Annotated in this window: 16 protein-coding genes; 7 read left to right on the top strand and 9 right to left on the bottom strand. The window is 57.2% G+C overall.

Annotation, left to right across the window (positions count from 1 at the left end; all coding sequences use genetic code 11):
- Positions 1-346 precede the first annotated feature (346 nt).
- Positions 347-679 (top strand): RcnB family protein, encoded by a 333-nt coding sequence (locus tag EKN83_RS18700; RefSeq protein WP_025760019.1) that lies wholly within the window; start codon positions 347-349, stop codon positions 677-679.
- Entirely contained in the window at positions 624-1109 is a 486-nt protein-coding gene (locus EKN83_RS18705; protein ID WP_126801455.1) for a GNAT family N-acetyltransferase, read from the top strand. Before EKN83_RS18700 ends, EKN83_RS18705 begins: the two co-directional genes overlap by 56 nt.
- 94 nt (positions 1110-1203) lie before the next feature.
- Here the strand turns inward: EKN83_RS18705 and apbC are convergent, their stop codons facing one another.
- Complete coding sequence (gene apbC / locus EKN83_RS18710) at positions 1204-2313, bottom strand: iron-sulfur cluster carrier protein ApbC (RefSeq protein ID WP_025760017.1); 1110 nt, start codon at positions 2311-2313, stop codon at positions 1204-1206.
- 137 nt (positions 2314-2450) lie between these two features.
- Here apbC and metG point away from each other — a divergent pair, with 137 nt between their 5' ends.
- Positions 2451-4484 (top strand): methionine--tRNA ligase, encoded by a 2034-nt coding sequence (gene metG, locus EKN83_RS18715; protein ID WP_045285178.1) that lies wholly within the window; start codon positions 2451-2453, stop codon positions 4482-4484.
- A gap of 110 nt (positions 4485-4594) precedes the next feature.
- Here metG and EKN83_RS18720 read toward each other — a convergent pair whose 3' ends face one another.
- Genes EKN83_RS18720 through EKN83_RS18730 form a run of 3 tightly spaced genes read right to left on the bottom strand, consistent with a single transcriptional unit; the run spans position 4595 to position 7510 of the window.
- Positions 4595-5065: a DUF1456 family protein gene (locus tag EKN83_RS18720; protein ID WP_045285177.1), complete on the bottom strand. Its 471-nt coding sequence runs from the start codon at positions 5063-5065 to the stop codon at positions 4595-4597.
- A gap of 46 nt (positions 5066-5111) precedes the next feature.
- A complete protein-coding gene (gene btsR / locus EKN83_RS18725) occupies positions 5112-5831 on the bottom strand; it encodes a two-component system response regulator BtsR (RefSeq protein ID WP_025760014.1) in 720 nt (239 codons plus the stop codon).
- Positions 5825-7510, bottom strand: a complete 1686-nt coding sequence (locus EKN83_RS18730) for a sensor histidine kinase (protein ID WP_126801456.1) — start codon at positions 7508-7510, stop codon at positions 5825-5827. Before EKN83_RS18730 ends, btsR begins: the two co-directional genes overlap by 7 nt.
- Before the next feature lie 217 nt (positions 7511-7727).
- Here EKN83_RS18730 and mlrA point away from each other — a divergent pair, with 217 nt between their 5' ends.
- Entirely contained in the window at positions 7728-8468 is a 741-nt protein-coding gene (gene mlrA / locus EKN83_RS18735) for an HTH-type transcriptional regulator MlrA (RefSeq protein ID WP_025760012.1), read from the top strand.
- Positions 8469-8537: 69 nt separating this feature from the next.
- The gene (locus tag EKN83_RS18740; protein WP_010433613.1) at positions 8538-8651 is read left to right on the top strand and encodes a protein YohO; all 114 of its coding nucleotides are present in this window, start codon (positions 8538-8540) and stop codon (positions 8649-8651) included.
- Here EKN83_RS18740 and EKN83_RS18745 read toward each other — a convergent pair.
- The 5 genes from EKN83_RS18745 to bglX all read right to left on the bottom strand — a co-directional run bounded on the left by EKN83_RS18745 (position 8626) and on the right by bglX (position 14821).
- On the bottom strand, positions 8626-9363 hold the full coding sequence (locus EKN83_RS18745; RefSeq protein ID WP_025760010.1) for an ABC transporter permease: 738 nt from the start codon (positions 9361-9363) through the stop codon (positions 8626-8628). The two genes, EKN83_RS18740 and EKN83_RS18745, sit on opposite strands and share 26 nt — an antisense overlap.
- Complete coding sequence (locus EKN83_RS18750; protein ID WP_045285175.1) at positions 9347-10297, bottom strand: ABC transporter ATP-binding protein; 951 nt, start codon at positions 10295-10297, stop codon at positions 9347-9349. The genes EKN83_RS18745 and EKN83_RS18750 overlap by 17 nt, the downstream gene beginning before the upstream one ends.
- On the bottom strand, positions 10290-11447 hold the full coding sequence (locus tag EKN83_RS18755; RefSeq protein ID WP_045285174.1) for an ABC transporter permease: 1158 nt from the start codon (positions 11445-11447) through the stop codon (positions 10290-10292). Before EKN83_RS18755 ends, EKN83_RS18750 begins: the two co-directional genes overlap by 8 nt.
- A 12-nt stretch (positions 11448-11459) precedes the next feature.
- Positions 11460-12377: an ABC transporter substrate-binding protein gene (locus EKN83_RS18760; protein WP_126801457.1), complete on the bottom strand. Its 918-nt coding sequence runs from the start codon at positions 12375-12377 to the stop codon at positions 11460-11462.
- 146 nt (positions 12378-12523) lie between these two features.
- Positions 12524-14821, bottom strand: coding sequence for a beta-glucosidase BglX (gene bglX / locus EKN83_RS18765; protein ID WP_045285173.1), 2298 nt, complete (start codon positions 14819-14821; stop codon positions 12524-12526).
- A 189-nt stretch (positions 14822-15010) separates the two neighbouring features.
- Here bglX and dld point away from each other — a divergent pair, with 189 nt between their 5' ends.
- Both dld and EKN83_RS18775 read left to right on the top strand, forming a co-directional pair.
- Positions 15011-16759, top strand: a complete 1749-nt coding sequence (dld, locus tag EKN83_RS18770; RefSeq protein WP_059386705.1) for a D-lactate dehydrogenase — start codon at positions 15011-15013, stop codon at positions 16757-16759.
- Between the two features lie 112 nt (positions 16760-16871).
- A complete protein-coding gene (locus tag EKN83_RS18775) occupies positions 16872-17426 on the top strand; it encodes a GNAT family N-acetyltransferase (protein WP_126801458.1) in 555 nt (184 codons plus the stop codon).
- Positions 17427-17611 lie beyond the last annotated feature (185 nt).

The raw sequence follows: 17611 nt of genomic DNA on the forward strand, positions 1-17611 counted from the left end.
TACAGAAATAAACATCATAAAATAGAGAAAAGAAACACCAGAATAACGTAAGACTGATAATTAAACCGGTTGCCTTTCATGAGTTTAAAACGCCTTCAAATAAAAAGCATGCCTTGTAACTCACATTCTTATGGCAAACTCCCCTTTTCAGATTTAGTTAAAATAAATATTATTTTACTGAATTAGTTTCCCCAAATAACATTCACAAAAGTAATGTTATTGCCCTTTGGCGCTACACAAAATCGTCCACTTTTGTTACATTTTTTTTCTAACAGCCCCTGCGGGGATACTTAAAATAGGCTCTCAGCAGGCTGAGAGTATCAGTAACGGTATAACTGGAGAAAAAATGGCTAAGCGTACATGGCTGCTTCTGGGTGTAGTAATGTCTCTTGCAAGTGCAGCGTCAGCAGCCCCGCAAACCGCGTCGGCGTCTGGCGGCATCAAAGCTTATGAAGAACAGGAGTTCATTGCTGATTTCACGAAGTTTAAAATTGGCGACACGGCGCCCGCGCAGTATCAAACCCCGGAATACACCATCAAACAGTATCAACTGCGTAACCTTCCGGCACCGGATGCGGGTACCCACTGGACCTATATGGGTGAAAACTACGTCCTGATTGGCGATGCAGACGGTAAAATCTACAAAGCCTACAACGGAGATATCTTCTATCATCGCTGATACGATCCTGATTCGCCCCTGGCAGGAAAGCGACCGCCCTTTCCTGCGTACCCTCTTCCTCCACGCCCGGCGTGAAGCCTGGCCATGGCTGGACAGTGCTGACTGGCAGCTCGAAGATTTTGACGCAGCAACGCGTGACGAAGCGATCTGGGTTGCCACTCAGAACGGCCATCGTCTGGGTTTTGCGTCAGTGTGGACGAACGATAATTTTCTGCACAACCTGTTTGTTGACCCGCAGAATCAAGGTCTTGGGGTCGGGCATGTGCTCCTGGAACATGTGCAGAAGACGTTCACCAGTACGGGGTCACTGAAGTGTCTGGTGAAGAATACGCGGGCTATCGCGTTCTACCAGCGGCACGGTTGGCACATTGAGGCTACGGGGGATTCTCCGGAGGGAGAGTACTACCTGATGCATTACCGTTTGCGTTAACGTCGGGCGGCGGCTTCGCCTTACCCGACCTACGTCATGGTGCTATTTGTAGGCCGGGTAAGCGAAGCGCCACCCGGCCATTCGCGCTGAGGATTTACACCGCGCGGAACGCGATGTCGCCAGGGATGACTTCCCCCTGCCAGTAGAGCTGCGCGGCCACGCGCCCCGCAAGCTGACGATACATCTCTGCAAATTCACTGTCCGGACGGCTGACGACCGTCGGTTTCCCGCTGTCCAGATCTTCACGCAGGGTAATGTGCAGCGGCATCTGCCCCAGCAGCTGGGTGTGATACTTCGCGGCCAGTTTTTCTGCCCCACCGGTCCCGAAGATAGGCTCGTGGTGACCGCAGTTGCTGCAGATGTGCATGCTCATGTTCTCGACAATACCGAGCACCGGCACCTCCACTTTTTCAAACATCACGATGCCTTTTTTGGCGTCGATCAGCGCGATATCCTGCGGAGTCGTCACGACAACCGCGCCCGTGACCGGGATGTTTTGCGCCAGCGTCAGCTGAATATCACCGGTACCCGGCGGCATATCCAGCACCAGATAATCCAGATCCGGCCACATCGTCTCCTGCAGCATCTGCATCAACGCTTTGCTGGCCATTGGGCCACGCCAGACCATGGCGTTGTCGTCGGTGACCAGATAACCGATGGAGTTCGTGGCCAGACCGTGCGCCATAATTGGCGCCATGTGGGTGCCGTCCGGCGAGGTTGGACGCTGATTCTCTGCGCCCAGCATATTGGGAATGGACGGGCCGTAGATATCGGCATCCAGAATACCGACCTTCGCTCCTTCCGCCGCCAGCGCCAGTGCCAGGTTGACAGCCGTGGAGGATTTGCCCACCCCGCCCTTACCCGAGCTGACCGCAATGATGTTTTTCACACCGTTAACGCCCGGCTGGTTTTTCACCCGCTTGAGGGTGGCGATGCTGTGGCTCAGCTTCCAGTCGATGGCTTTCGCGCCGGTAATGCGCAGCAGTTCAGCGCTGGTTTGTTCTTTCAGCGCGTCAAAGGCGCTGGTCCAGACGAAGGGCATCTGCAGCTCAATGTGCAGCGTGTCGTCCAGCCAGGCAACGTGATGTAACGCTTTCAGCGTAGTGAGATTGTGCTTCAGGGTTGGATGCTGAAAGTTAGCCAGCGTCCCGGCGACCATTGCTCGTAAGGCTTCCGGTGATTTGGCCTGGGATTGAGAACTCATCCCGACTCCTTTGTTCTTGTGAATAAGACCTTAGATGAACAAGTTTACCTGAAAGGCCGTGGTTTGTGCTTACTTAATAATGCCCCTTTTGGTAATATCAAAAACCCTTTTCACAGTTGAAAGAAGTAATGCCTACTATGACTCAAGTCGCGAAGAAAATTCTGGTAACGTGCGCACTGCCGTACGCCAACGGCTCAATCCACCTCGGCCACATGCTGGAGCATATCCAGGCTGATGTCTGGGTCCGTTACCAGCGAATGCGCGGCCACGAGGTTAACTTCATCTGTGCGGACGATGCCCACGGTACGCCGATCATGCTGAAAGCGCAGCAGCTGGGGATTTCCCCGGAGCAGATGATTGCCGAAATGAGTCAGGAGCATCAAACTGATTTTGCTGGCTTTGACATCAGCTATGACAACTATCACTCCACGCACAGCGACGAGAACCGCGAGCTGTCGGAGCTTATCTACACCCGTCTGAAAGAGAACGGTTTTATTAAAAACCGCACCATCTCTCAGCTGTACGATCCGGAAAAAGGCATGTTCCTGCCGGACCGTTTCGTCAAAGGTACCTGCCCGAAATGTAAATCCCCGGACCAGTACGGCGATAACTGCGAAGTGTGCGGCGCGACCTACAGCCCGACCGAGCTTATCGAGCCAAAATCGGTGGTTTCCGGCGCCACGCCTGTAATGCGTGACTCCGAGCACTTCTTCTTCGATCTCCCCTCCTTCAGCGAAATGCTGCAGGCGTGGACCCGCAGCGGCGCGCTGCAGGAGCAGGTGGCGAACAAGATGCAGGAGTGGTTCGAATCCGGTCTGCAGCAGTGGGATATCTCCCGCGATGCGCCATACTTCGGCTTCGAAATTCCGAACGCACCGGGCAAGTATTTCTACGTCTGGCTGGATGCGCCAATCGGCTACATGGGTTCCTTCAAGAACCTGTGCGACAAGCGTGGCGACACCGTCAGCTTCGACGAATACTGGAAGAAAGATTCCACGGCCGAGTTGTACCACTTCATCGGCAAAGACATCGTTTACTTCCACAGCCTGTTCTGGCCGGCCATGCTGGAAGGCAGCAACTTCCGCAAGCCAACCAACCTGTTCGTGCATGGCTACGTAACCGTCAACGGCGCGAAGATGTCCAAGTCCCGCGGGACATTCATTAAAGCCAGCACCTGGCTGAACCACTTCGACGCGGACAGCCTGCGCTATTACTACACCGCGAAGCTCTCTTCGCGCATCGACGATATCGACCTGAATCTGGAAGATTTCGTGCAGCGCGTGAACGCGGACATCGTTAACAAGGTAGTGAACCTGGCGTCCCGTAACGCAGGATTTATCGCCAAACGCTTTGACGGCGTGCTTTCTGCCGAACTGGCCGATCCTGAGCTGTATAAAACCTTCACCGATGCCGCCGCTGCGATTGGCGAAGCCTGGGAAAGCCGTGAATTCGGTAAAGCGATTCGTGAAATCATGGCGCTGGCCGATGTTGCCAACCGCTATGTGGACGAGCAGGCTCCGTGGGTGGTCGCGAAACAGGAAGGCCGTGATGCCGATCTGCAGGCCATCTGCACCATGGGTCTGAACATGTTCCGCGTGCTGATGACCTGGCTGAAGCCGGTACTGCCGCAGCTGGCAGCCCGTGCCGAAGCGTTCCTGAACACCGAACTGAGCTGGGATGCTATCCAGCAGCCGCTGCTCGGCCACAAGGTGAACACCTTCAAAGCGCTGTACAACCGCATTGAGATGAAACAGGTTGAAGCGCTGGTGGAAGCCTCTAAGGAAGAGGTGAAGGCGGCTGCGGCACCGGTAACCGGCCCGCTGGCTGACGATCCGATTCAGGACACCATCACTTTTGATGATTTCGCTAAAGTCGACCTGCGCGTGGCGCTGATTGAGAACGCGGAATTTGTGGAAGGCTCAGACAAACTGCTGCGCCTGACGCTGGATCTGGGCGGTGAGAAGCGCAACGTCTTCTCCGGCATCCGTTCAGCCTACCCGGATCCGCAGGTGCTGATTGGCCGTCAGACTGTGATGGTCGCCAACCTGGCACCGCGTAAAATGCGCTTCGGCATCTCTGAGGGGATGGTGATGGCCGCAGGCCCTGGCGGGAAAGATATCTTCCTGCTAAGCCCTGACGAAGGCGCGAAGCCGGGTCAGCAGGTGAAATAACAAAAAAGCCGGAGAGTGTCTCCGGCTTTTTTTTGCCCGGCGGCGCTACGCTTGCACGGGCCTACGGGTTTTGTAGGCCGGGTAAGGCGAAGCCGCCACCCGGCTAAAAATCACGCCTTCGGGTTATGCACCCTCTGAGTCAGCCCGCGCAGGAAATTACGCAGAAACTGGTCGCCGCACTCGCGGTAATTTTTGTGGTCCGGGGCGCGCATCATGGCGGTCACTTCCGGCACGGAGACGCGGAATTTTTGCTCCGTCATGATCGCCACAATATCATCCGTTTTCAGCGAGAATGCGATGCGCAGTTTTTTGAGCACCGTATTGTTATTCACCCGACGCTCCAGCGCCAGCTCTGGCGCAGAGTCATCTTTGCCACGCTTATCGTAGATCAGACCATTCAGGAAGCCTGACAGAATAATGTCAGGGCAGCGCACAAACCCCTCTTCGTCTTCTTTGGTCATCCAGGTGTCGAAACCGGCAGAGGTGGATTCCATGTCCGACAGCGCAAGAATGCGCACCATATCGTTATTGTTCGCTTTCAGGGTGTAGCGCAGGCTACGAAGAATATCGTTACTTAGCATAGAGCCTTCGAATGTCGATGATGCAATGGCGCGCAGTGTAGCAGTTTTACAGCCCAATCGCCTCTTTCAAACTCTTCAGGTAGCGGCGGCTGACCGGGACGGTTTGCCCGGCGCGCAGAACCAGCTCGGCCTGTCCGTTATCTTCCAGCCGGATCTCTTTCAGGTGCGCCATATTGACCAGATACTGACGATGGCAGCGAATCAGCGGCGTGCGGCTCTCCAGCGTGCGCAGCGTCAGTTCGGTAAAGCCTTCGTTCCCTTCTGCGCTGGTGACAAATACGCCGCTCAGGCGGCTGCTGACAAACGCCACATCATCCATCTGCAAAAGATAAATCCGGCTGTGTCCGGTGCAGGGGATAAACTTCAGCGGCTGCTGGTTTTCCGGCAGCACGGTGACATCCTGCGCGGTGCGCTCCTGGCGTAAACGGGTGAGCGTTTTTTCCAGACGCTTCTCTTCAATCGGCTTGAGCAGATAATCAAACGCGTGCTCCTCAAAGGCTTTGACGGCATATTCATCGAACGCCGTCAGAAACACGATGTAGGGACGATGCTCCGGGTCGAGCATGCCGACCATCTCCAGCCCGCTGATGCGGGGCATCTGAATATCGAGGAACAGCACGTCCGGGCGCAGTTTGTGTACCGCGCCGATGGCCTCAATGGCGTTAGCACACTCTCCCACAATCTCTATATCCGGCTGCTCCTGCAGCAGAACGCGCAGGTTTTCCCGTGCCAGCGGCTCGTCATCCACAATCAGCACTCTTAACATGCGTTTTCCTCCAGCGGCAGTCGTACGGTAATACGGGTAAATCGGTCAGGCTCGCAGGCGACGGTAATGCCGCAGTCATCGCCAAAATGGGCGCGCAGGCGTTTATCCACCAGGCTCATCCCTAAACCGCCGGAGGCGGAAGGCTGATAAAGCCCGGCATTATCTTCAATATCCAGCACCAGATGGTGATTGAAACGGCTGGCGGCAATGGTTATCTGCCCTGTTCCCAAAAGCTGAGACGTACCGTGTTTAATGGCGTTTTCCACGATTGGCTGCAGGGTAAAGGCCGGGAGATGCTGATACGCCAGCTCGTCCGGAACGGAGAGCGACACCTGCAGGCGCGACTGGAAACGCGCCTGCTCGATCTGCAGATAGGCATTAACGTGCTCAATCTCATCGGCAAGGGTGACGATCTCCGAAGGCCGTTTCAGGTTTTTGCGGAAAAAGGTCGACAGAAACTGTACCAGCAGCGCGGCCTGATCGCTGTCGCGGCGGATCACCGCTTTGAGGGTGTTGAGCGCATTAAACAGGAAATGCGGGTTGACCTGGGCATGCAGCAGTTTAATTTCTGACTGGGTTAACAGGGCCTTCTGCCGTTCGTATTGCCCGGCGAGGATTTGCGCTGACAGCAGCTGGGCGATCCCCTCCCCCAGCGTGCGGTTGATCGAGCTGAACAAACGGTTTTTCGCCTCATACAGCTTGATGGTGCCCATCACCCGCTGATTTTCGCCGCGCAGCGGAATGACCAGGGTGGAACCCAGCTTGCACTGCGGATGCAGCGAACAGCGGTACGGCACTTCGTTACCGTCGGCATACACCACCTCGCCGGTCTCAATGGCGCGCAGCGTATAGGCTGAGGAGATGGGTTTACCCGGCAGATGGTGATCGTCCCCGGTGCCGGTAAAGGCCAGCAGCCGCTCACGGTCGGTTATGGCCACCGCGCCGATGTCCAGCTCCTTGTAGAGCACCTGCGCCACCTTCATGCTGTTCTCTTCGTTAAATCCCTGGCGCAGGATCCCTTCTGTCGAGGCGGCAACCTTCAGCGCCGTGGCGGAAAAGGCTGAGGTGTACTTCTCAAACATGGCGCGCTTGTCGAGGAGAATACGCATAAACAGCGCCGCGCCCACGGTGTTGGTGACCATCATCGGGGCAGCAATGCTGCCGACCAGATGCAGCGCATCGTCGAAGGGACGGGCAATCAGCAGAATGATCGCCATCTGCGCCATTTCAGCCACAAAGGTGATCGCCCCGGCGGTCAGGGGGCTAAAGACTTTATCCGGCCGGCCGCGTTTAATCATGTAGCTGTGGACCAGGCCGCCGAGCAACCCTTCCACGATCGTCGAGATCATACAGCTCAGGGCCGTCATCCCGCCCATGGAATAACGATGCAGCCCGCCTGTTAAACCGACGAGCCCCCCGACGACCGGACCGCCCAGCAGCCCGCCCATCACCGCGCCGATAGCGCGCGTATTGGCAATAGAGTCTTCGATATGGAGGCCAAACCAGGTCCCCATAATGCAGAATATGGAAAATACGACATAGCAGAGGAATTTGTGCGGCAGACGTACGGTGACTTGCATCAGCGGGATAAACAGGCGCGTTTTACTCATCAGCCACGCAATGACAAGAAACACGCACATCTGCTGAAGCAACAGCAGCACCAGATTAAACTCGTACATACTCAAAACCGCACACGCTAAAAACGCGTAACATACACGGGTACGGCTGAACTTTCTTTGAAGCATCCCAAAAAAGCGCAAAATCGTGTCCGTTATCACACCTTTTTCTGAATATCGCGCATGCTTCGCATTGTTTGTTCAAAAATCAATCAACTCTTCCTGGTTCGGCAAACTGGGTCTACAGTTAAGCTGGGGACGCGTAAGCCAGGGGGCGAATATGGCGCTTTACACGATAGGTGAAGTGGCACTCCTTTGTGATATCAATCCCGTTACCCTACGGGCGTGGCAGCGACGGTATGGATTACTCAAACCGCAGAGAACGGACGGTGGGCACCGCCTTTTCAATGATGCCGATATCGACCGGATCCGTGAGATCAAAAGCTGGATCGACAACGGGGTGCAGGTCGGGAAAGTGAAGTCCCTCCTCAGCCACGACGACCCTGACACGCAACACCGCTGGCGAGAACAACAGGAAACCCTGCTGCGGCTCCTGCAGGCAGGCAACCTGCAGCGCCTGCGCGGATGGATAAAAGAGCAGGGTCGCGATTATCCGGCGCAGACGCTGATCACCCATCTGTTTATTCCCCTGCGTCGACGCCTGCAGTGCCAGCAGTCTACTTTGCAGGCACTGCTCAGTATGCTCGACGGCGTGCTGATCAACTACATTGCCGTCTGCCTTGCCTCGGCGAAGAACAAAGCCGGAAAAGATGCGCTGGTGGTCGGCTGGAACGTACACGACACCACCCGCCTGTGGCTGGAAGCGTGGATTGCCACCCAGAAAGGCTGGCGCGTGGACGTCCTGGCGCACTCCCTGGCACAGCTCAGACCTGAGTTTTTCGACGGTCAGACCCTGCTGGTCTGGTGTGGCGAAGTGCCGTCCGCCACCCAGCAACAGCTGCTGGCGCAATGGCGTGAGAGTGGTTACCCGGTTTATTCCCTTGGCCCGGATGAGCCATAACGGCATTTAATGGTTCATTAACAGCTGCGCTTCACCGTATAATTGTTCCGTTAACAACAGGAGCAGATGATGAAGGCAACCAAACTGGCCGTTATTACCCTTTTTGTCCTGATGGCCGTAAGCGGCATCGGCGGCGTGATGCTGGCAGGGTACTCGTTTATTGTTCGTGGCGGTGTCGGCTGAGGTACTGCGCCAGTCGCTCAAAAACGCGATCGACGACAATTGCCGCCAGCGCGACCAGCACCGCCCCCTGCACAATATAGGCTGTATTAAACCCGCTTAAGCCGATAATAATCGGCGTTCCCAACGTACTGGCACCGACCGTAGAGGCAATGGTCGCCGTCCCGATGTTAACGATCACCGACGTGCGGATCCCGGCAATGATAACCGGTGCCGCAAGCGGCAGTTCAACCTTGCGCAGCCGCTGGCCGCGACTCATCCCCATTCCTTCCGCCACGCTCAGTACGGACGCAGGTACTGCCGCAAGGCCCGCCAGCGTGCCCTGCAGCACCGGCAATACGCCATATAGAATCAGCGCAATAATGGCAGGCTGCTGCCCAAAGCCCATCACCGGGACCGCTATCGCCAGCACCGCCACCGGGGGAAACGTCTGTCCTATGGCCGCAATGGTCTCCACCAGCGGACGAAACTCCCGCCCCGCAGGCCGTGTCACCGCGATACCGGCACCGGTGCCCAGCACCACCGCAATGGCGCTTGAGAGCGCCACCAGCCAGAGATGCGCCAGGGCGAGATTAACAAAGCTCTCCTGCTGATACACCGGCCGCGGCAGCCCGGGGAACAGCGTACTAAACAGCGCCGCGCTGTGGGGCATCAGAAACAGTAAGGCGACAAAAAGCGCTACCAGCCAGAGGAGCGGATCACGCAGAGCCTTCACGCGCCACCTCCCCTGCCAGCAGATCGCGAAAATGTAAGGTACCGCATGGCGCCCCCCGGGCATCCGAAACGGGTAATACCTCGCACTGGCGCGCGACAAACGCGGAGAGGGCATCCCGCAGGCTCATCTGCTCCTGTAATGGCTCGCCGCTCACCGGCATCTCTTCCCGACGCATATAGTCACTGACCGTCCGCAGGGAGAGCAGCCTGACACCCAACTCGCTGCGGCCAAAAAATTCGCGCACAAAATCGTTCTTCGGCCATGTTAATAGCTCAAGTGGCGAGCCCTGCTGCACCACCTCGCCATGATCCATCAGCACCAGATGGTCAGCCAGACGCAGGGCTTCATCAATGTCGTGCGTCACGAGCACGATCGTGCGTCCGAGAATACGGTGAATGCGGGTCATCTCTGCCTGCAGCGCCCCGCGCGTCACCGGATCCAGCGCGCCAAAGGGTTCATCCATCAGCAGTACCTGCGGATTGGCCGCCAGCGCGCGCGCCACGCCCACGCGCTGCTGCTGGCCCCCGGATAACTGATGCGGATAGCGGTCACGCAGCGCGGGCTCCAGCCCCAGCAGCGCCATCAGTTCATCAACCCGGTCGGCGATGTTGGCCCGCGACCATTTCTCCAGCTGTAGTACGGTGGCAATGTTCTGCGCCACCGTCCAGTGCGGAAACAGGCCGATAGACTGAATGGCGTATCCCATCCGGCGACGCAGCTCCAGCACCGGCAGGCTGCGGATCTCTTCCCCGGCAAAGCGGATCATCCCGCTGTCATGCTCAACCAGCCGGTTGATCATCTTCAGCGTGGTGGATTTTCCCGACCCGGAGGTGCCAATCAGCACCGAAAACGCCCCCTCGGCAAAGTTCAGGTTCAGATGGCTCGCGGCCGGGCGGCCGGCAAAGGTTTTACTGACATCAAGAAATTCAATCATTGGCTCTTCTCCCGAGCAGCGCGAGCCATAAGGCAAACAGGGCGTCGACAACAACCGCCAGCGCAATCGTGGGTACCACACCCAACAGCACCAGATCCAGAGCACTGCTCAGCAGCCCCTGGAAGACCAGCGCACCAAATCCCCCCGCGCCAATCAGCGCCGCGATGACCGCCATACCAACGGTTTGTACCGCCACCACCCGCAGGCTGCGCAGCAGCAGGGGCAGCGCCAGCGGCAGCTGGATCTTCCAGAAACACTGCCGCGCGCTCATTCCCATCGCATGGGCGCTTTCCAGCACATCCGGGGCGACCTGGCTTAAGCCCGCGACCACACCGCGCACCAGCGGCAACAGCGCATACAGCACCAGCGCGATCAGGGCAGGCGTTAACCCCGTTCCGGCGATGCCCAGCGTTCCCAGCGCGGGAAACGACTTCACCAGCCCGGCCAGCGGGGCAATCAGCAGACCAAACAGCGCGACGGAAGGGATGGTCTGGATAACGTTAAGCACGGCAAAAATACCGCCCTGACGTGAAGGATGGCGATAGCACCACATGCCCAGAGGTATCCCGAGCAGGAGCGCCGGAAAGAGCGTGCCGAAAAGAAGGGTCAGATGTTGCGCCAGGGCATCATCAAACACCTCCTGTCGGTTAGCGTACTCTTTTAACAGCGAAAGGTTGTTCAGCTCACCGCTGAACAGCAGAAATAAGGGAATACACCATATCTGCGCATTAAGTACCCAGCGCCAGACGCTACTTGCGATGAGTCGACGAATGGCGTCGCTGCAGGCCAGCAGACACAGCGCCAGCCAGAGCCAGAGGCCGCTGCCCACCGTGGTTCTCGCCAGCGGACTTTCCGCCGACGTCATATGCGTTGCCGCCAGCCCGGCTCCCCAGAACAGGATGATAAACAGCCCTTCAGCGAGGAGCAGCGTCAGCCACTGCGCCGTGCGCCCCTGCCAGAGAGAAAGGATCACCCACGCGCCGAGCGCCGACGCCAGACACCACGGCGTAAATGACCAGATCTGCCAGAGCGCTTTTCCTTCCCCCGACATCAGGCGGTTAGGGGCGACATTCACAAACGGTAGCGCGACTGCCGCGATGGCCACGCAGGCCAACAGCAGCAGTACGCGGTTATGACATTTTATCGGCACAGCCCTTTCCCGTTACTTCACAAGCCCTTGTTGTTTCAGGAAGTCGGCGGCCACTTTTTTGGCATCCAGCCCCTCGACGGCAATGCTGGCATTCAGCTGCTGCAGCGTTTTTTCATCCAGCTTTTCGAAGACCGGTTTGAGCCATTCTGCAATGTCCGGGTACGCTTTCAGCACCGCCTCGCGCACAACGGGGGTCGGGGCGTAAATCGGCTGAACGCCTTTTGGATCGGTCAGGGTTTGCAGGCCGAGCGCCGCGACCGGGCCGTCGGTGCCGTAAGCCATTGCGGCGTTAACGCCGGAGGTTTGCTGCGCCGCAGCTTTGATGGTCACCGCGGTATCGCCGCCCGCCAGCGAGAGCAGCTGCGCCTGGTCAAGCTTGAAGTTATAGGCTTTTTCAAACGCCGGCAGCGCATCAGGCCGCTCGATAAACTCCGCGGACGCCGCCAGCTTAAAGTCGCCCTTCTCTTTCAGGTAGCGGCTGAGATCCGCAAGCGTGGTCAGTTTACCTTTCTCCGCCACGTCCTTACGTACGGCGATAGTCCAGGTATTGTTAGCCGGGGCCGGCGTCAGCCAGACCAGTTTGTTCTGTTCCGCGTCGAGTTTTTTGACTTTTTCATACCCGGCGTTGGCGTTTTTCCATGCCGGATCGTTTTCATCTTTGAAGAAGAATGCCCCGTTGCCGGTGTATTCCGGGTAGATATCCAGTTCGCCGGAGGTAATCGCGCCGCGTACGACGGGCGTGGTGCCGAGCTGAACTTTATTGACAGTTTTCACGCCGTGGCTTTCCAGCACCTGCAGAATAATATTGCCAAGCAGCGCGCCTTCGGTATCGATCTTTGAGCCCACTTTTACCGGCTCCGCCGCCTGTAGCGGCAGGCTTAGCGCTGCGAGTAGCGCCACAGAAGCTACCATCCCCGTTTTAATCGTCATTCCGCTGTCCTCATTTTTTTATCGCCTTTTTCAGAGGCTTGAGAGAAAAGCGTAGCTTAAAACGGCGGATTTACCCGGCAAAATGCCTTTTTAGCATAAGGTAAGACGCATCCCCCGGAAGTCGGGGGATGCAAAGGCAGGAAAGGTTACAGCAGCTCGAATTCGCCCTGGTTTACGCGGGCGGAATCCACGCCGATAAAGACATTAAACTTGCCCGGTTCCGCATCGTATTTCATCTGCTGGTTCCAGAACTTGAGCGCGTCCACGTCAATCGGGAAGCTGATGGTTTTGGTTTCGCCAGGTTTCAGAGTGATTTTCTCGAAGCCGCGCAGCTGTTTCACCGGACGGCTCATGGAGGCCGTAACATCCTGAACGTACATCTGGATCACCGTCGCCCCTTCGCGCTTGCCGGTGTTGGTCACGTCAACGCTGGCGGTGACCTTGCCGTCACGCTTCAGGGTTGGCGCCGACATTTTCACGTCAGAGACCTTGAAGGTGGTGTAGCTCAGACCGTAACCAAACGGATACAGCGGGCCGTTAGCTTCGTCGAAGTAACGGGAGGTGTACTTGTTCGGTTTGTCGGCATTGTAAGGACGGCCGGTGTTCAGGTGGCTGTAGTAAACCGGGATCTGCCCGACAGAGCGCGGGAAGGACATCGGCAGCTTGCCCGACGGGTTGTAATCGCCAAACAGCACGTCGGCGATGGCGTTACCGCCTTCGGTACCGGCGAACCAGGTTTCCAGAATGGCGTCAGCCTGCTGGTCCTCTTTCACCAGTGCCAGCGGACGACCATTCATCAGCACCAGCACCAGCGGCTTGCCGGTGGCTTTCAGGGCAGCGATCAGATCGCGCTGGCTCTGCGGGATGGTGATGTCCGTTCGGCTGGAGGCTTCGTGCGCCATCCCCTGCGCTTCGCCCACCACCGCGACAACAACGTCAGACTGCTTCGCGGTATTCACCGCCTCGTCAATCATCTCCTTCGGCGTGCGCGGATCGACCTTCACCGCTTCCTCATACTGGTTGAGGAAGGTCACGATGTCTTTATCGTTGGTGACGTTGGCGCCTTTGGCATACAGCACTTTCGCGTTATCACCCACGGCGCTCTTAATCCCGGTCAGCACGGTCACGGACTGGTCAGCCACGCCTGCGGCAGACCAGCTGCCCATGACGTCGCGCTTGCTGTCGGCCAGCGGGCCTACCACGGCAATGGTGCCGGATTTTTTCAGCGGCAGCGTCTCAAGGCGGTTTTTCAGCAGCACCAGGCTTTCGCGCGCCACGTCACGCGCTTCTTTGCGGTGCAGACGGCTTTCGGCGTTGGTATCTGCCGGGTCAGACCCTTTCGGACCCAGGTGACTGTAAGGATCGTTAAACAGCCCCATATCGTATTTCACGTTCAGCACGTGACGCGTGGCATCGTCCAGCTCCGCCATCGTGACCTTGCCGCTCTTCACCAGACCCGGCAGGTATTTGCTGTAGTACTCGTCGCTCATGCTCATGTTAATGCCGGACTTGAGCGCCACGCGCACCGCATCTTCCGGGTCGGAGGCGGTGCCGTGTTTAATAAGCTCCTTAATCGCGCCGTGGTCAGACACCGTGATGCCCTTAAAGCCCCACTGGTCGCGCAGCACGTCTTTCAGTAGCCAGGAATCAGACGTCGCTGGCGTGCCGTTGAGTGAGTTAAGCGCCACCATCACCGCGCCGCTGCCCGCATCGAGCCCTGCCTTGTACGGCGGCATGTAGTCGTTAAACAGACGCTGCGGGCTCATGTCGACGGTGTTGTACTCTTTACCGCCTTCCACTGCGCCATAGGCCGCGAAGTGCTTGACGCTGGTCATTACCGAGTAGCGATCCGCCGGGCTCTTGCCCTGCATCGCTTCCACCATGGTTTTGCCCATCGTGGAGGTTAAATACGTATCTTCACCGAAGCCTTCCGAGCCGCGGCCCCAGCGCGGATCGCGCGAGACATCCACCATCGGTGCCCAGGTCATGTTCAGGCCGTCGTCCGCGGCTTCATAAGCCGATACGCGCCCCACGGTTTTCACCGCGTCGAGGTTAAACGAGGAGGCTAAGCCAAGGCTGATGGGAAAGACGGTACGCTGGCCGTGTACCACGTCATAGGCGAAGAACAGTGGAATTTTCAGGCGACTGAGATCCATCACCTGATCCTGCATCTTGCGGATATCCTGACGGGTGACGGTATTAAAGATGGCGCCAACCTGCCCGTCTTTGATCATCTCGCGGATCGCCTCTTTTGGGTTATCCGGACCGACGCTGATCAGACGCAGCTGGCCGATCTTTTCATCGACCGTCATTTTCTTGAGCAATTCCGTGACAAACGCGTCCCGGGCTTCAGGCGTGAGCGGATGGTTACCAAACAAATCCTCTGCCAGCGCAGGTTGCAGCGCCAGGCTGACGGCGACACCTACAGAACATAGCCATTTCATGTCGTTTTACTCTCTCATCAATAACCGCCGGACGATCTCGGCCATACCGTGCGAAAAGCGCAGTGTGCCACAAACCCTCTGAACGTTGCAGGGTTATTCTCTGATTTTTCTCGTGAATACTCGACCGCTTAACAGTTAATCGCGCTATGCTTTACAGCGAGAAATTTGCCCCACCACAAGGAGTGGAAAATGTCTTCTGTTCGAACAAACGATAACACGGCTTTTATTAACGAACTGTCGCGCCTGGTTGGCTCCTCTCACCTGCTTACCGACCCGGCGAAAACTGCCCGCTACCGCAAGGGCTTCCGCTCCGGCCAGGGCGAGGCGCTGGCGGTGGTTTTCCCCGGCACGCTGCTGGAGTTGTGGCGCGTGCTGAGCGCCTGCGTCGCCGCGGACAAGATTATTTTAATGCAGGCGGCCAACACCGGGCTGACTGAAGGTTCAACGCCGAACGGCAACGATTACGACCGTGACATTGTGATCATCAGCACCCTGCGCCTCGACAAACTGCACCTGCTGGATAAAGGCGAGCAGGTGCTCGCCTTCCCCGGCACGACGCTCTACTCCCTCGAAAAAGCGCTTAAGCCGCTGGGCCGCGAACCACACTCGGTGATCGGCTCCTCCTGTATTGGCGCTTCGGTGGTCGGTGGGATCTGCAATAACTCCGGCGGCTCGCTGGTGCAGCGCGGCCCCGCCTATACCGAGATGTCCCTGTTTGCCCGTATCGATGAAAACGGCAAGCTAACGCTGGTTAACCATCTGGGTATCGATCTTGGCGTCACGCCGGAGCAGATCCTCAGCAAGCTCGACGACGATCGCGTGAAGGATGAAGACGTTCAGCACGACGGCCGTCATGCACACGATCACGACTACGTGACCCGTGTGCGGGATATCAATGCTGATACGCCGGCGCGCTACAACGCCGACCCGGATCGCCTGTTTGAATCCTCCGGCTGCGCGGGCAAGCTGGCGGTGTTCGCGGTGCGTCTCGACACCTTCCCGGCCGAGAAAAAACAGCAGGTGTTTTACATCGGGACCAATCAGCCGGATGTGCTGACGGCGATCCGCCGCCACATTCTGGGCGAATTCACGCACCTGCCGGTGGCGGGCGAGTATATGCACCGGGACATTTACGACATCGCCGAGCGTTACGGCAAAGATACGTTCCTGATGATTGACAAGCTCGGCACCGACAAAATGCCGTTCTTCTTCACCATGAAGGGCCGCACCGACGCGATGCTGGAGAAAGTGCCCCTGTTTAAACCGCACTTCACCGACCGCTTTATGCAGAAACTGGGCAACGTTTTCCCGGCACATTTACCGGAGCGGATGAAAACCTGGCGCGATAAGTACGAGCATCATCTGCTGTTAAAAATGGCCGGGGACGGGATTGCCGAAGCGCAGTCCTGGCTGAGCGAATTCTTTAAAACCGCCGAGGGGGATTTCTTTGCCTGTACGCCTGAAGAGGGCAGCAAAGCGTTCCTGCACCGTTTTGCCGCCGCAGGTGCCGCCATCCGTTATCAGGCGGTACATTCCGAAGAGGTAGAAGATATTCTGGCGCTGGATATCGCTCTGCGCCGTAATGACACCGAGTGGTTTGAACACCTGCCGCCGGAAATTGACAGCAAACTGGTGCATAAACTCTATTACGGCCACTTTATGTGTTATGTCTTCCATCAGGACTACATTGTCAAAAAAGGGGTCGACGCGCACGCGCTGAAGGAGCAGATGCTCGCCCTGTTGCGTGAACGCGGCGCACAATATCCTGCGGAACACAACGTCGGGCATCTTTATAAAGCCCCGGACGCACTTAAGCAGTTTTATCGCGAGAATGACCCTACAAACAGCATGAATCCCGGCATCGGTAAAACAACGCGGAAGAAATACTGGCAAGAGAGCGCAGACGCGGAGCAGCGCATAACGCAAGCGTCTGATTAATTCATACAGCCAAATTTGAGAGATTGTTAAGCGCTACTTAATCGTAATAGAGTAACTGCCTGTCGCCGGAGAAACGTTTCTCCGGCTTTCTATCACGAGGAGCAGGCACATCATGTCGGCTGTTGATGTTTTATCCGAGACCGAACTGGAAGTGCGCGACGCCCTTCCCGATGATGTGCATGCCATCGCCGCCATCTATGCCTGGCATGTGCTTCACGGGCGCGCATCCTTTGAAGAAGTTCCCCCCACCATCGATGAAATGCGTCATCGCATGAACAGCGTGGCTGACAACGGGTTACCGTGGTTAATTGCGCTGTATCGCGGCATTGTGGTCGGCTATTGCTACGCCACCCCTTACCGGCCGCGACACGCTTACCGCTATACCCTGGAAGAGTCGATTTATGTGGACGCCAGCATCACCGGGCGCGGTTTTGGCTCGGCATTAATGTCTGCGTTGATCGCACGCTGTGAGCAAGGCCCGTGGCGGCAGATGATTGCCGTGGTGGGAGACGGCAATAATAATGCCGGCTCATTGCGCCTGCATAAAAAGCATGGCTTCGAGATTGTCGGACAGCTGCGCAGCGTGGGATACAAGAAAGGCGACTGGCGGGATACGGTGATTATGCAGCGCCCGCTCAACGACGGGGACTGGACGCTGCCGGAATAAAAGCAAAACGGTAACCTGGGTTACCGTTTTTTAGTGTTTTCTCCCTCTCCCTGTGGGCTGGGGAATCCCCAGTAATTTTTTACCTGAAGCGATGAACGTTGCTTCAGCAAAATTAATGACTTACAGCGATACCCTGGTCCGGCTGTAAATCGCCGAAGCGTTTCCGTAAGGCCGGGGCGAGGCGC

The sequence above is a fragment of the Enterobacter sp. WCHEn090032 genome (genome assembly GCF_003986875.1).
GTDB lineage: Bacteria > Pseudomonadota > Gammaproteobacteria > Enterobacterales > Enterobacteriaceae > Enterobacter > Enterobacter sichuanensis.